This window comes from Streptomyces sp. NPDC104309, assembly GCF_055584025.1.
The window spans coordinates 51,098-65,056 of the sequence record NZ_JBVJMV010000028.1; the positions used below are offsets into that span (position 1 = coordinate 51,098).

The window sequence follows — 13,959 nt, forward strand, 5'->3', positions numbered from 1 at the left end:
CGTCCGGCCGTCCGGCCGGACGGCCGGGAACGGCGGACACCTGTCACGTCCGCGCGATGCACACCTGGAGCAGTAGATCCCTGCCGGCGAACGGCGGCCCCCGCCGTGCCGGTCCGCGCACCTCCGTACGCCGTCTCCCGAGCACCCATAGGGCCAGGACCACCAGGCCCAGCGCCATGAGCAGCGGCAGCAGCCGGTCACGCGCGTGGGTGAATACGCACGACTCACCGCTCGTCCCGGGCATGACGGCGGCGGCGTGCGCCGGGCCGTGCCCGTCCGGCATGGCCGTGTGGGTCGCACCCGTCGTCATCGACATGTGCAGGTCCAAGGCCGCCGCCGGGGCGCCGTGACAGCCCTCGGCGGCGCTCGCCGGAGCCCCGTGCATGAGGAACAGACCGCACAGGGCGGCACACAGCACGAGCAGCCGGGACACTCCCGGTGTGCGCGCGCGTCTGCGGTCCACGGCTGCCTCACATGCTCGGTCGTACGGGTCCTGCGGTACGGGCCCGACGATACCCCCAGAGGGTTTCCCCGTCCTGTCGTACCCCGTCCCGTCGCATCCCTGATCGGGCGAGCGCGCGGATGGGAAAGTCCCTGATGTGCAACAGGGTGTCCGTGACAGGCTGTACCAGAATCGAACCAAGGCCTCTCCGTCGACATCGTCGGTGCCGGATCGCGAACGCGCGCACGGTGCCGCAGCGCTCGCCCCGCACCTCGACGAGCCGGCCTACGGCGTAGGGCGGGTCCTCGGCCGCGCGCGGACGCAGGACGGCTCACTCGACGCTTCGGGCGCGCGCCCATGCGGCGTCGCGGAGCAGGCGCAGACCGTTGAGGCCGACGATGACGGTGGAGCCCTCGTGACCGGCGACGCCGAGTGGCAGGGGCAGCGTACCGACCAGGTCCCAGAGGACGAGGCCGGTGATGAAGACGGCGGCGATCACCAGGTTCTGCACCACGAGGCGGCGGCAGCGGCGCGAGAGCGCCACGACGGTGGGGATGGTGGCCAGTTCGTCGCGGACGACGACGGCGTCGGCGGTCTCCAGCGCGAGGTCGGAGCCGGCCCTGCCCATGGCGATGCCGGTGTGGGCGGCGGCGAGTGCGGGGGCGTCGTTGACGCCGTCCCCGACCACGAGGACCTTCCGCCCGCCACTCTCCATCTCCCTGACGGCACGCACCTTGTCCCGGGGCAGCAACCCGGCCCGGACGTCGTCGATCCCGACATCGGCGCCCAGGCGCGCGGCGGCACGCGGGTTGTCTCCGGTCACCAGCACCGGCGTGCTGCCGGTGAGGGCGGTGAGACGGGTGACGGTGTCGTGGGCGTCGGTGCGCAGTCGATCGGCGATGCCCAGAACTCCGACGGGGGTGCCGTCGAGGACGACCAGCGCGGCGGTACGGCCCTCTTCCTCCAGCCGTGCGGCGAGCTCGGCGGCCGCGAGGCCGGTGCGACCGTTCAGCAGGCGGGCGGGGCTGCCGACGGCGACCGTGCGACCCTCCACGGTGGCGGTGACGCCCGCGCCGGGGGCAGAGGTGAAGTCCGCCGCGGAGGGCAGGGCGAGACCTCGTGTGCGGGCGGCATCGACGACGGCCCGCGCCAGAGGGTGTTCACTGGGGTGCTCGGCCGCCGCCGCGACGGTGAGCAGGGTGTCCGCGGTCAGGCCGGAGGCGGCCAGGGGCCGGATGTCGGTGAGGCGCGGGGTGCCCTCGGTCAGGGTGCCTGTCTTGTCGAGGGCCACGGCGTCGATCTGCCCGAGCCGCTCCATGACGACGGCGGACTTGATCAGCACACCGTGTCGTCCGGCGTTGGCGATCGCGGACAGCAGCGGCGGCATGGTGGCCAGGACCACGGCGCACGGCGACGCCACGATCATGAAGGTCATCGCACGCAGCAGTGTCGGCTGCAGCGCCGCGCCGAAGGCCAGGGGCAGGGTGAACAGGGCGAGGGTGGCCGCCACCATGCCGATCGAGTACCGCTGTTCGACCTTCTCGATGAACAGCTGGGTGGGGGCCTTCGTCCCGGAGGCTTCCTCCACCATGGTGACGATCCGGGCGATCACGGAATCGGACGGGTCGCGCTCCACCGTGACCCGCAGCGCCCCGGTGCCGTTCAGCGTCCCGGCGAAGACCTCGTCGCCCCGCTCCTTGGCCACCGGCAGCGGTTCGCCGGTGATGGTTGCCTGGTCCACCTCGCCCGCCCCGTCGAGGACCCGGCCGTCGGCGCCCACGCGTTCGCCGGGACGTACCAGGAGCACGTCCCCGATCCGCAACTGCTCCGTGGGCACCGTTTCTTCGGCGCCGCCGTCGCCGAGGCGGGTCGCCGTGGCGGGTGCGAGGTCGAGGAGACCGCGCACCGAGTCGGCGGTCCGTGCGGTGGCGAACGCCTCCAGAGCGCCCGAGGTGGCGAAGATGACGATCAGCAGAGCGCCGTCCAGTACCTGCCCGATCGCCGCGGCCCCGAGGGCGGCGACCACCATGAGCAGGTCCACGTCCAACGTCTTGTCCCTGAGGGCCTTCAGCCCCTCCCAGCCGGGCTCCCAGCCGCCCGCGGCATACGTGAGCGCGTACAGCGGGCCCCACGTCCACCACGGGGCACCGAACAGGTGCAAGGGCAGCGCCGACAGGAACAGCACCAGGGCAGCCGCGGCCCAGCGCGCTTCGGGCAGGGCCAGGATCCGGGTGTGCCGTCCGGCCGCGACCGCGTCCCGGACCGGGTCGGCGGGCGCGGCCGGGCGGGTGAGAGTGGAAGACATGGTCGGTGAATCCTTCGGGCGAGAAGGCGGAGTGTTTCGACCCCCGCACCATACAGGATTACATGAACACGCATTCATGTGTACATCTCCGTAGGATGTAGGCCATGGGCCACGGAGTTGACACGAGTACTGCTGCCACCGCGCGCGAGCGCCTCGACGCCGTGGGAGCCGCTGATGTGGCGACCACCTTGCAGGCCCTTGCCACCCCGTCCCGCCTCCGCATCCTCGCCCGGCTCCAGGAGGGCCCCTGCCCGGCGACCGAGCTCGCCGACGCGGTCGGGATGGAGCAGTCCGCCTGCTCGCACCAGTTGCGGCTGCTGCGCAATCTCGGACTGGTCACCGGGGAGCGGCGCGGCCGCTCGGTGATCTACGCGCTGTACGACGACCACGTCGCGGAACTCCTCGACCAGGCCCTCTTCCACGTCGAGCATCTGCGTCTCGGCCTGCACGACGTCCCGGCCCAGGAGGCCGGAGGCAAGGTGACCGCCGCCCTCTGAACCCAGAGAGGCCATCGGCCGGGACGACTGCGCACCCGCCGCCCCGCTCCGCGTCGCACGCATGCAGTGCCGATCCGGCACAGGTCGGCCTTCATCCGTACAGGGCACCCGCGGTGACTTCCCGGACAGCCGCCCCTGGGCCGGTCCCGCCATCGCGGCCGCACGGCGGGGTGGCGATGCCCTGAAACAGGCCCTGCGCCCGCCGGCAGCTCCCGGTCGGCGGCCCCGCGGCACCCCGGAGTGGTCGTACGGGCCGGCCTCGCCGCTCACCCCTCACCGGCCGCGGACGTCCCACCCGGCGAAGCCCGCCGGGCGGGACGTCAGGGTCGCCCGCCGTCACTCCCCCGAGCGATGACGGACTCCAGGAATGCGCCGAGGATCTCGTCGAAGACCTCCGGCCGTTCCATGTTGGGGTAGTGCGCGGTGCCCTCCACGGTCGCCGCACGCCCGTCGGCGACTGTCCGTACGAGGCGCTGGGCCATGCCGATCTGGTCGTCCGAATCGATGCCGCCCTTGATGGCCAGTGAGCGGGCGGCTCACCACGCGGGTGGCCGCGACGGGAATCCGGCGTCGCGACGTACGCGAAGTACAGAGGCAGCAGATCGGTGCGAACAGGCGGCCACGCCGTTGTCGTACCGGAAGCCTTTCGGTCCGCCGGCCGACGTCCGATTCCGGTCGTCGGCGGCGGCTTGGGCGCGATCACGGTCCACCAGGCGGGTCCCACGGGTGAGCCGGGAGGACCACGGTCCGGCGCCCCGGCCCACGGCGTACGCACACGCGCGTCAGGTGCCGGTCCACCGACGGGCTTCCGTCACCGAGTGCGGAACCAATTCTCCGCGTCTACGCTCATACCTGGATCTATGCCGCCAACAGCCGTGGCGCGACAGGAAGCGAGATCCCATGGAGCGGCTCAAGACATCGGGACTCGCTGGGGAACTCTCGGCGGAGTTCCTCGGCACGATGGTTCTGATCCTCTTCGGCTGTGGTGTCGTGGCCCAGGTCGTCGCGGGCGGTGCGCTCACCGAACCGCCGGGAGGCCTCGGGAATCACGACAGCATCGCCTGGGCATGGGGCCTCGGAGTCACTCTGGGCGTCTATGTGGCCGGCAGACTGAGCGGGGCGCACCTCAACCCCGCTGTGACTCTTTCGCTCGCCGCTTTCAAGGACTTCCCCTGGAAGAAGGTGGCTCCCTACACGCTCGCCCAGCTGGTGGGGGCCTTCATCGGGGCGCTGCTGGTGCGTTGGAATTACACCGAGGCTCTGGCCAAGGCGGACCCGGGGCACACGATCAAGACGCAATTCGTCTTCTCGACGCTGCCCGCCAACGGGAACACCGCGCTGCCGGTTCATGAATGGGGAGCGCTGCGGGACCAGGTCATCGGCACCGCCATTCTCATACTGCTGATCTTCGCGGTCACGGATCTGCTCAACACGCCGCCGGGCGCCAACATCAGCCCGTTCATCGTGGGCCTCATCATCGTGGCCATCGGCATGGCGTGGGGCACCAATGCCGGATACGCGATCAATCCGGCGCGTGACCTCGGACCCCGGCTCGCGAGCTTCCTCACCGGCTACGGAGGGGCGTGGCGGGACCAGTACGGGAACCTCTACTTCTGGGTGCCGATCGTGGGCCCGCTCGTGGGCGGCTTGATCGGCGCGTTCGTCTACAAGACCCTCATCGGCCGTTTCCTGCCGAGCGCGGAACCGGAGCCGGAGGGCAGCATCCCCACGCCGCCGGAGAAGTGACGTCCGGTTCCTTCATCGGGCGCGACTCAGGAGAGGCAGCATGCCATGGCGGACTTCATCGGCGCGGTGGATCAAGGCACCACCAGCAGCCGCTTCATGATCTTCGATCACGGCGGAAACGAAGTGGCCAAGCACCAGTTGGAGCACGAGCAGATCCTGCCCCGGCCCGGCTGGGTGGAGCACGACCCGGTGGAGATCTGGGAGCGCACCAACTCGGTGATGCAGAACGCGCTGCGCACCGGAGGTCTCGGTGCCACCGATCTCGACGCCATCGGGATCACCAACCAGCGGGAGACCACCGTCGTGTGGGATCCCCGCACCGGCCGTCCGTACTGCAACGCCATCGTGTGGCAGGACACCCGGACCGACTCGATCGCCAAGGCCCTGGAGAACGAGGGGCATGGCGAGGTCATCCGGCGCAAGTCGGGGCTGCCTCCGGCCACGTACTTCTCCGGCGGGAAGATCAAGTGGATCCTCGATCACGTCGACGGGGTGCGTGAGGCCGCGGAGCGGGGCCGCGCGGTGTTCGGGAACACGGACAGCTGGGTGCTGTGGAATCTCACCGGCGGTCCCGACGGCGGCATCCACGCGACGGACGTCACCAATGCCAGCCGTACGATGCTGATGGATCTGGAGACGCTCGACTGGGACGACGAACTGCTGGGCATCTTCGGCATCCCCAGAGCGATGCTGCCGGTGATCAACCCGTCCTCCGACGCCGAGGCGTACGGCCGCACGCGCACCTCCCGGCCCTTGCGGGCGGCGATCCCGGTCACCGGGGTGCTCGGCGACCAGCAGGCGGCCACCGTGGGTCAGGTGTGCTTCGAGCCGGGCGAGGCGAAGAACACGTACGGCACCGGCAACTTCCTCGTGCTCAACACCGGCACGACGCCGATCCGGTCGCAGCACGGGCTGCTCACCACCGTCGCCTACCGGTTCGGGCAGAATCCGGCCGCCTACGCCCTGGAGGGCTCCATCGCCGTCACGGGGTCCGCCGTGCAGTGGCTGCGGGACCAGATGAAGATCATCACCGAGGCAGCGGAGAGTGAATGGCTCGCCCGGACGGTCGAGGACAACGGCGGGATGTACTTCGTACCCGCGTTCTCGGGCCTCTTCGCTCCGTACTGGCGCTCGGACGCCCGCGGCGCCATCGTCGGCCTCGCCCGCTACAACACCAACGCCCATCTGGCACGGGCCACCCTGGAGGCCATCTGCTATCAGAGCCGCGACGTGGTGGAGGCCATGGAGCAGGACTCCGGTGTCCATCTCGACGTGCTCAAGGTCGACGGCGGGGTCACCGCCAACGACCTGTGCATGCAGATCCAGGCGGACGTACTCGGGGTGCCGGTCAGTCGCCCGGTCGTCGCCGAGACAACCGCGCTGGGAGCCGCGTACGCGGCGGGCCTCGCCACCGGTTTCTGGCGCGACGAGGGCGAGTTGCGCGAGCACTGGCAGGAGTCGAAGCGCTGGGAGCCGCAGTGGAACGACGAGCAGCGCGCCGAAGGGTACGCCGACTGGAAGAGGGCGGTCGAGCGCACCCTCGACTGGGTCACCGTGGGCTGACGTCAGGGGTCCGACGACCGTACGGGCATGCCCGGAGCGCGCCCGTACGGTCGGGCCGGTCAGGCGCCGGTACGCAGTCCTGCCAGCAGCTGGTAGACGGTTTCGGTGCCCCGGCGCAGGGCTTCGACGCCGATGTGTTCGTCGGTGCCGTGCATGCGCTTGAGCATGTCCCGGTTCACGGTGAACGGGTACATGCCGTAAACGGGTATGTTCTGCTCCCGGAACGGCACCGCGCTGGTGACTGCCTCGAACTGGCAGGCGGTGGCCCGTACTCCGGGATGCGTCCGGCGTACGGCGCCCTGCCAGGCGCGGAAGACGTCCGTGTCGTAGCTGGAGTCGGGCACCGCGAGATAGCCGCGCAGCCGGTCCAGAGCCTGCTGCTCGCTCTCGCCGGGGTTGCCGACCACGGTCAGCGTCGCCCGGTTGCCGATCACCGAACGCAGTTCGGCGACGACCCGGCCGGGGTCGTCGGCCCCGGGCAGGAACGCCGCCCGGAATTCCGCCGTCGCCGTGCCCGGCACGATGCTCGGGTAGTAGCCGGACTGCGCGGAGGTGAAGGCGAGCGTGGTCCGCAGCATGGCGTTGTGCAGTTCCGGGGTCTCGCTCAGCCGAACCACCGCCTCGCCGGCCCGGTCCCGTCGCTGTTCCGTACGGGCGTCGAGCATCTCGCGCACCGCTTCGGCGAGCGGCCGGTCGGTGGTGGCCTCGGCGAGCTCGGCGAAGTACTGCCGGGACAGTGCGTTGGGACGGATGTGGGCGCGCCAGTCCCCGAGCTGCTCCAACACCTCGCCGAGCCGGATCACCGCCTGCCCGGTGAACGGTTTGGACGTGTGGGTGGCGTACGAGGAGGTCTCCAGGCGCAGCGGCAGGGAGCGTTTGTCGTTGCAGGTGAGCGAGGCGATCATGGGGGTCCGGCCGTCGCGTTGGTTGAGCACCCAGCCGCCCTCGGTGACGACCGCGCCCGCCTCGACCTTGCCGGGGTGTTCCGTGAGGAACCAGCGCACCCCGTAGGGTCCCTGTTCCTCGTCGCAGTCGGACCAGAAGACGATGTCGCGGTCGAAGGCCGCGCCCTCGCGGACATGACGCAGCAGAGCGGCGACGAAAGCGGCGTTGACGCCCTTCATGTCGAGGGAGCCGCGTCCGTACAGCTTGCCGTCCTGGATGTCTCCGGCGAAGGGGTCCGTCGTCCACTTGTCGCCGATGGCGGGGACGACGTCGGAGTGACCGAGGAGGACCAGCGGCTTCTTCCGGGCCGGTCCGCCGGCCGGTCCGCCGGCCGGTACGCGGGCGAAGAAGTGGACATTGCCCTCCTTCGGGGTGGGCACGATCTCGGAACCGACCCCGGCCGCACGGAAGATGTCCTGGAGCATCCGGGCGAACGGGAGGGTGAGTGCGCCGTCTCCGGGGTTGCTGGTGTTCTGCCGGATCATGGCCACCGCGAGGCCCACGGCGTCGGTGGGATCCCCGTCGAAGGAGACGCCACCCCCCGCGGCCGGCGCGGCGGCCGATGCCCTGGGCGACCCCGACGCCATCGCGCCGAGCCCCAGCATCGTGCCCGCGACGGCCGTCGCACCGGCGCCGAGCACGGAGCGGCGTGACGGCCGGGTCGCGGGAAGGCCGTCCAGACAGGCGGATATGACCGCCGCCGGGTTCTCCTGGTGGGCGTAGTGACCGCCCTCGACGGACCGCGTGGTGCACTCGGCACGCGTCCAGTCGGCCCAGCGCCGTACGGTGACTTCGGGCACGTGCGGGTCGTCGGTGGCCCACACCGCGCGCAACTCGACGTGCGGTACGGGAGTCCGGCCGCCGTCGTAGCGCGCTGCCAGCCGCAGATCGGCGATGACGGGCGGCAGCAGCACCTCTTCGAAGTCGGGATCGGCCGGCAACCCCGGGTCGGTCAGCCCGGTCCCGGTGACGAAGGCACGGGCGTCATCCACCGTCACGTCGCCGACGTCACCGTGGAAGTCGCCGGGACACTGTCCTGCCACCGCGCACAACCGCGCGACCGGCACTCCGGCGTCGAGCAGCCGGCAGCACGTCTCGTACGCCGGCAGCGCGCCGAGGCTCACACCGATCAGCACCAGCCGCCGCCCGCGACGCGACGCACGTACCTCGGCCGCCACCGCATCCGCGTAGGCGGCCATGTCGGTGACGGGTTCCTCGTCGACCCGGGTGCCGCGGCCCGGCGGTGTGATCAGCGCGAGTGCGGTGTCCTCGGGCAGCCGGCCCCGCCAGCTCGCGAACGTCGAACCGTGGGCGCCGGTGGGCGCGAAGCAGACGACGAGGGTGCCGTCCCGGCCCGACGGGCTCGACGGCGGCTCTTCGACCGGCATGCTCAGCCATGGGACGTTCATGCCTGTTCCTCCTGTTGGATCTCGCGGCACAGTGCGGCGATCGCGGTGACGGTGGGTGCGCCGAGGATGCGGCGCAGGGGGACGCGTCGGCCCGCCGTGCTCGCCGGCCGGTCGTCCGCGGTGAGCCCGAGGTCGTCGGCCTCGGCCCACAGATGGTTGAGCATCCCCTGGTGTTCGAAAGTCGCGGCCTTGGGGCGGCCGGGGCTCCTTGACGAGGGGATCGATGGTGGTGGGGCGGTCCGGGCGGGGTGCTTCAGCCACCGGTGTCACGCGGTCCGCGCAGCATCACGAGGGGGACGAGCGCGCCGAGCAGCAGTACGCAGGCGAGCGCGATCCAGCCGGCCGTGCCGAGGGCGAGCACGACGCCGGTCATCAGCACCGGGCCGGCGACCCGATTGGCGACCGTCCGGCTGGTGTTGAACAGCACCAGGTAGGCGCTGCGCGCCCCCTCAGGTGCCAGGTCGAAGGAGAGCGTCCACGAGGCGCCGACCTGGAGCAGTTCGGCGAACGTCAGGAGGACGACGGCGGCGCCGAGCACCAGCAGCGCCTCCCGCGTCCCGAAGCCCGGCGCGGCGGCGAAGGCCAGGGCACCGAGGGAGAGCAGCAGCGCGGCGGCGGTGTACGAGCACCACGCCCGGCGCGTCGTGCTCCAGCAGCGGTTGAGCGGGTACTGGAAGGCGATGCACAGCACGGTGTTGACGGCGTACAGAATGCCGACGTAACGCTCCGGAACGTCGGTCTCGGTGACGAGCCACAGCGGGAAGGCCACGTTGAGTACCGGCATCCACAGCGACACCAGCGCGTTGTACGCGGTGAAGCCCAGCAGTCGGCGGTCCTTGAGCAGATCCGCGACACGGGCGCTGTCGACGGCGGTCGCGACCTCCTCGCTCCGCGCGGTGGCGTACACCGCGGACACCACCACATAGGCGAGTGCGCCGCCGATCAGCAGCGGCCGGAAGGCTCCGGGCGCTCCGGAACCGAGAGCGACTCCGGCGATCAATCCGCCCAGACTGATGCCGAGGTTGACGACGGTGCGCTGTACGGCCATCACCTTGGCGCGCAGGCTCTCGGGGGCCCGCGCACCGACGTACGACTGCACAAGTGGGGGCGAGGACTGCTCGGTGACGGCGACCACGGCGACCACGAGGAGAAAGCTCCACCAGCCGTCCACCCACAGATAGCCGACGGTGGCCAGCGCGCGGAGCAGCATCACGGCGATCAGCACGGGCTTCGGCCCGAAGCGTCCGGCCAGTCGCGCGATGGGCACGGCTGCGGCGACGGCGACGGCTCCGCCGATCGTCAGGCCGGTTCCGACGGACGAGGTGCTGAGATGAGCGACCTTGACGAAGTAGATGGTCGAGACGGCGAGGAACAGTCCCGTACCGGTCCACTCGATCAGCGTGGCACCCTGGACCAGTGGCAGGAACTGCCGGTAGCCGGTTCCCGTCCGACTCCGGTCGAGGGCGGTGCTCGTGCCCATGCTCAGTGCTCCTGGTGCTCTCGGTCGAAGAAGAGTCCCTCGCTGCGCAGTTGGTTCACGGTGGCGGTGATCTCCTTGCATGCACGACGCGGTCGTAGCTGTGCGGCCCCTGGAGGAAGGCCGACGGCCGGCCGGTCCCTGCGCCCGGTATCAGGCGGCGCCCGGCACTGCCGGCGACGGCGAGCGAGCCGCGTACGTCCACCGCGACCGCGGCGACGTCGGGCCGGTGCTGGCGCAGATGCGCGCTGATGCCGGCCAGGGTGCCGCCGGTGGAGACCGGTACGAGGGCAGTAGCCAGGCCGAGGCTGCCGGAGGTGGATTCCACGGTCCCCGGGGCGAACGGCCGTTCGTCGTGCAGCGCCCGTAACAGCCCCACAGCGCTGCGGTCCTTCACCGATCCGGTGGGGCCGCACTCCTCCAGTTTCAGTCCCAGACGCCGCGTCCGGCCCCGGTGGGCGACGTCCAGGTGAAGTAAAGGGGTCCTGCGCAGGGCCCGTGCGAGAACGGGTTCGACACGCGGCACTGCTTCCCCCTGGGCCGTGCGTCGTTGACCTTTTCCGGCGTTCGACCGGACTGCTCCGCTGCGCGCACTCAGACCTTAGGCATGCACCCCCCGGTGTCACCACGCCCTTGTTCCGGGCCTCTGTCGCGCTTGGCCAGAAGAGCGCTTGACGCCTCCCACGCCGCTTCGCGCCCGCACTGCTCATGCCGGCGCTGAGGGAGGTACGCCTCGGGTCTTTCGTTTGGATCAGGCCGGATCAGCGAGCGGGGTCCGGTGCCGTGGATCGCGAGGCGGAGGAGGGAGTCGTGGCAGCGCCACGGCGACCGACGACAACGCGGCGAGGCGCGGTGCCGGGGCACGCGGGCCCGGCCTGATCCAAACGAGAGGCCCGAGTGGCCGGCCGCGCGCGGGGCGCGACCGGTCACTCGAAATGGCCGGTTCGATTCCGCGGCTGACGGTACGGCGGCAAGGGCGTCGGCCCCGCACGCCGTGACACGGCCGTCAGCAGATCCGCGGCAGCTGCTCCCCGACCGGCAGGTCGACCACTCGGGTGCCGCCCAGCCCGGTGCGGGCCACCACCATGCCGGGGTGGGCCGCCACCGCCTCCCCGATCACGGCCGCGTCGCGTCCCAGCGGGTGCGCGCGCATCGCCTCCAGGACCGCGTCGGCGCTTTCGCGCGGGACGAACGCCACCAGCTTTCCCTCGTTGGCGACGTACATCGGGTCGAGCCCCAGAACGGCGCAGGCATTGGCCACCGGCGGAGGGACGGGGACAGCCCGCTCCTGGATCACGACTCCGGTGCCCGAGGCCGTCGCGATCTCGTTGAGCGAGGCGGCGAGCCCTCCACGCGTGGGGTCGCGCAGTACGTGCAGCTCGGGGGTGACCGCCAGCATGACCTCCACGAGCCCGCCCAGGGCGGCGCAGTCGCTCTCGATCTCGACCTCGAACTCCAGACCCTCGCGCACGCTCATGATGGCCACGCCGTGGACGCCGACCGCCCCGCTGACGATCACGACGTCGCCCGGTTCGACCCGCTGGGGACGCAGATCGACGCCGGGCGGGATGAGGCCGATACCGGCGGTGTTGATGAAGATGCCGTCTCCGTGACCGGCCTCCACCACCTTGGTGTCCCCCGTCGCCACCTCGACACCCGCGTGGCGCGCGGCGGCACCGAAGGCGTCGGCCACGCGCGCCACGACGGAGAGCTCGACGCCCTCCTCCAGGATGTATCCGCAGGACAGATAGGCGGCGCGCGCACCGCTCATGGCCAGGTCGTTGACGGTGCCGTTGACCGCAAGGTCGCCGATGCTGCCGCCGGGGAAGAACAGCGGCCGCACCACGAAGGTGTCGGTGGAGAAGGCCAGGCGGGCGCCGCCCAGCCGCACGGACGCCGCATCGCCCATCTGCGCGAGCGTCTCGCCTCCGAAGGCGGGGGCGAAGATGTGCTGGACGAGTTCTGCGGAGAGGGCGCCGCCACCGCCGTGCCCCATCACGATGCGCGGGTGGTCGCGGAGCGGGGCCGGACACGTCCATGCCGTGGGATCGAGCGGCGGGGCGCCGGAGGCGGATTCCGCCTCAGCGGTCGCGGCGCCGCGCGTGGATGTCTCGATGGTCTCAGGCAACGGGGATCGCCTCCACGGGCACCGTCGTGTCGATGTCCAGTCGCCGGTAGAGGTAGTACGCGGCGCAGGCGCCCTCGCTGGAGACCATGGTGGCCCCGAGTGGGGTGCGAGGGGTGCAGGTGGTGCCGAACGCCTCGCATTCATGGGGCTTCAGCAGGCCCTGCAGCACCTCTCCGCTGCGGCACTGCGCGGGTTCGCGGGTGTTGATGCCGGTCACCGAGAAGCGGTATTCCGCGTCGTAGTCCCGATAGCGCGGGGCGAGCCGCCAGCCGCTGTCGGGGATGACGCCGATGCCGCGCCAGGCCCGGTCCGTGACCTCGAAGACGTCCTCCAGCATGCTCAGTGCGGCCGGGTTGCCCTCGGGGCGCACCGCGCGCGGGTAGGCGTTGTCCACGGTGTGTTCGCCGCGTTCCAGCTGGACCACGGTCCGGCGCACCCCTTCCAGGATGTCCAGGGGTTCGAATCCGGTCACCACGATCGGGACGCGGAAGCGTTCGGCCAGTGCGGGATACTCGCCCACGCCCATGACGCTGCACACGTGCCCCGCGGCCAGAAAGGCCTGCACCCGGCAGTCCGGCGACCTCATGATCGCCTCGATCGCCGGGGGCACCCGGACGTGGGACACCAGCAGGCTGAAGTTGCGAATGCCGAGCCTGCGCGCTTGGTAGACCGTCATCGCGTTGGGAGGGGCGGTGGTTTCGAAGCCGATTCCGAAGAACACGACCTCCCGGTCCGGGTTCTGCTGGGCGATCTTCAGTGCGTCGAGCGGGGAGTAGACGACGCGCACGTCGCCGCCCTCACCGCGGACCCGGAAGAGGTCACGGCCGGTTCCGGGGACGCGGAGCATGTCGCCGAAGGAACAGAAGATGACCTCCGGGCGGGAGGCGATCTCCAGCGCCTTGTCGATCACCTCCAGCGGGGTCACACATACCGGGCAGCCCGGCCCATGGATCAATTCCACCTGATCGGGAAGAAGTTGATCGATGCCGTGCCGGATGATGGTGTGGGTCTGACCGCCGCAGACCTCCATCAGGGCCCACGGCCTGGTCACGGTGGAGCGGATCTCGTCGAGCAGCCGTCGGGCCAGTTCGGGGTTCTGGAATTCGTCGATGTACTTCACTGCCGCGCCTCCTGCGATGCCTCACCGATGCCGGGCATCGGGGCTCCGCCCGCCTCGGCCGCCACTTCCCACGGGTCGCCGAACTCTTCCTGCAGCAATCCGAGTTGCGTGAACAGCTCCAGGGTCTGCCGGGCCGACTCCTCGTCCAGTTTCTGCAGGGCGAACCCCACGTGGACGATGGCGTACTCGCCGACTTCGAGGTCCGGCAGATACTCCAGACACGCTTCCTTGACCACTCCGCCGAAATCGACGGTGGCCATGCGGGTACCGTCCCGTTCCTCGATCTCCAGCACTCTGCCGGGCACCGCCAGGCACATGGCTTCTCCT

Annotated in this window: 13 protein-coding genes; 3 read left to right on the plus strand and 10 right to left on the minus strand. The window is 70.9% G+C overall.

Annotated elements, in window-relative coordinates; genetic code table 11:
- Positions 1–43: 43 nt before the first annotated feature.
- Together ACZ68L_RS31765 and ACZ68L_RS31770 are read right to left on the minus strand one after the other, a co-directional pair.
- A complete protein-coding gene (locus ACZ68L_RS31765; protein WP_469583744.1) occupies positions 44–463 on the minus strand; it encodes a hypothetical protein in 420 nt (139 codons plus the stop codon).
- A gap of 310 nt (positions 464–773) precedes the next feature.
- A complete protein-coding gene (locus ACZ68L_RS31770) occupies positions 774–2,747 on the minus strand; it encodes a heavy metal translocating P-type ATPase (RefSeq protein ID WP_469583749.1) in 1,974 nt (657 codons plus the stop codon).
- A 104-nt stretch (positions 2,748–2,851) separates the two neighbouring features.
- Between ACZ68L_RS31770 and ACZ68L_RS31775 the strand changes: the two genes are divergently transcribed.
- Entirely contained in the window at positions 2,852–3,244 is a 393-nt protein-coding gene (locus ACZ68L_RS31775) for an ArsR/SmtB family transcription factor (protein WP_469583752.1), read from the plus strand.
- Positions 3,245–3,564: 320 nt separating this feature from the next.
- Here ACZ68L_RS31775 and ACZ68L_RS31780 read toward each other — a convergent pair whose 3' ends face one another.
- Complete coding sequence (locus ACZ68L_RS31780) at positions 3,565–3,726, minus strand: alpha/beta fold hydrolase (RefSeq protein ID WP_469583755.1); 162 nt, start codon at positions 3,724–3,726, stop codon at positions 3,565–3,567.
- A 418-nt stretch (positions 3,727–4,144) separates the two neighbouring features.
- Between ACZ68L_RS31780 and ACZ68L_RS31785 the strand changes: the two genes are divergently transcribed.
- Together ACZ68L_RS31785 and glpK are read left to right on the plus strand one after the other, a co-directional pair.
- Entirely contained in the window at positions 4,145–4,990 is an 846-nt protein-coding gene (locus tag ACZ68L_RS31785; protein ID WP_469583759.1) for an MIP/aquaporin family protein, read from the plus strand.
- 45 nt (positions 4,991–5,035) lie between these two features.
- On the plus strand, positions 5,036–6,553 hold the full coding sequence (gene glpK, locus ACZ68L_RS31790; RefSeq protein ID WP_469583761.1) for a glycerol kinase GlpK: 1,518 nt from the start codon (positions 5,036–5,038) through the stop codon (positions 6,551–6,553).
- A gap of 59 nt (positions 6,554–6,612) precedes the next feature.
- On the opposite strand, the gene ACZ68L_RS31795 is transcribed toward glpK, so the two are convergent.
- From ACZ68L_RS31795 to ACZ68L_RS31825, 7 genes are all read right to left on the minus strand, one after another.
- Positions 6,613–8,907: a M20/M25/M40 family metallo-hydrolase gene (locus ACZ68L_RS31795; protein ID WP_469583764.1), complete on the minus strand. Its 2,295-nt coding sequence runs from the start codon at positions 8,905–8,907 to the stop codon at positions 6,613–6,615.
- On the minus strand, positions 8,904–9,071 hold the full coding sequence (locus ACZ68L_RS31800; RefSeq protein WP_469583768.1) for a hypothetical protein: 168 nt from the start codon (positions 9,069–9,071) through the stop codon (positions 8,904–8,906). The genes ACZ68L_RS31795 and ACZ68L_RS31800 overlap by 4 nt, the downstream gene beginning before the upstream one ends.
- An 89-nt stretch (positions 9,072–9,160) precedes the next feature.
- Positions 9,161–10,387, minus strand: coding sequence for an MFS transporter (locus tag ACZ68L_RS31805; RefSeq protein WP_469583770.1), 1,227 nt, complete (start codon positions 10,385–10,387; stop codon positions 9,161–9,163).
- Between the two features lie 55 nt (positions 10,388–10,442).
- Positions 10,443–10,910, minus strand: a complete 468-nt coding sequence (locus tag ACZ68L_RS31810; protein WP_469583773.1) for a pyridoxal-phosphate dependent enzyme — start codon at positions 10,908–10,910, stop codon at positions 10,443–10,445.
- 480 nt (positions 10,911–11,390) lie between these two features.
- Positions 11,391–12,500 (minus strand): hydrogenase expression/formation protein HypE, encoded by a 1,110-nt coding sequence (hypE, locus tag ACZ68L_RS31815; RefSeq protein WP_469583879.1) that lies wholly within the window; start codon positions 12,498–12,500, stop codon positions 11,391–11,393.
- 4 nt (positions 12,501–12,504) lie between these two features.
- Positions 12,505–13,632, minus strand: coding sequence for a hydrogenase formation protein HypD (gene hypD / locus ACZ68L_RS31820; protein ID WP_469583777.1), 1,128 nt, complete (start codon positions 13,630–13,632; stop codon positions 12,505–12,507).
- A complete protein-coding gene (locus tag ACZ68L_RS31825) occupies positions 13,629–13,949 on the minus strand; it encodes a HypC/HybG/HupF family hydrogenase formation chaperone (RefSeq protein WP_469583780.1) in 321 nt (106 codons plus the stop codon). The genes hypD and ACZ68L_RS31825 overlap by 4 nt, the downstream gene beginning before the upstream one ends.
- Positions 13,950–13,959 lie beyond the last annotated feature (10 nt).

What these genes read in the sequence shown, in the direction of transcription:
- ACZ68L_RS31780 (WP_469583755.1), bottom strand. Translation starts at nt 3,726, where the DNA reads ATGGCCCAGCGCCTCGTACGGACAGTCGCCGACGGGCGTGCGGCGACC.
- glpK (WP_469583761.1), top strand. Translation starts at nt 5,036, where the DNA reads ATGGCGGACTTCATCGGCGCGGTGGATCAAGGCACCACCAGCAGCCGC.
- ACZ68L_RS31775 (WP_469583752.1), top strand. Translation starts at nt 2,852, where the DNA reads ATGGGCCACGGAGTTGACACGAGTACTGCTGCCACCGCGCGCGAGCGC.
- ACZ68L_RS31770 (WP_469583749.1), bottom strand. Translation starts at nt 2,747, where the DNA reads ATGTCTTCCACTCTCACCCGCCCGGCCGCGCCCGCCGACCCGGTCCGG.
- ACZ68L_RS31795 (WP_469583764.1), bottom strand. Translation starts at nt 8,907, where the DNA reads ATGAACGTCCCATGGCTGAGCATGCCGGTCGAAGAGCCGCCGTCGAGC.
- ACZ68L_RS31800 (WP_469583768.1), bottom strand. Translation starts at nt 9,071, where the DNA reads ATGCTCAACCATCTGTGGGCCGAGGCCGACGACCTCGGGCTCACCGCG.
- ACZ68L_RS31825 (WP_469583780.1), bottom strand. Translation starts at nt 13,949, where the DNA reads ATGTGCCTGGCGGTGCCCGGCAGAGTGCTGGAGATCGAGGAACGGGAC.
- ACZ68L_RS31785 (WP_469583759.1), top strand. Translation starts at nt 4,145, where the DNA reads ATGGAGCGGCTCAAGACATCGGGACTCGCTGGGGAACTCTCGGCGGAG.
- ACZ68L_RS31805 (WP_469583770.1), bottom strand. Translation starts at nt 10,387, where the DNA reads ATGGGCACGAGCACCGCCCTCGACCGGAGTCGGACGGGAACCGGCTAC.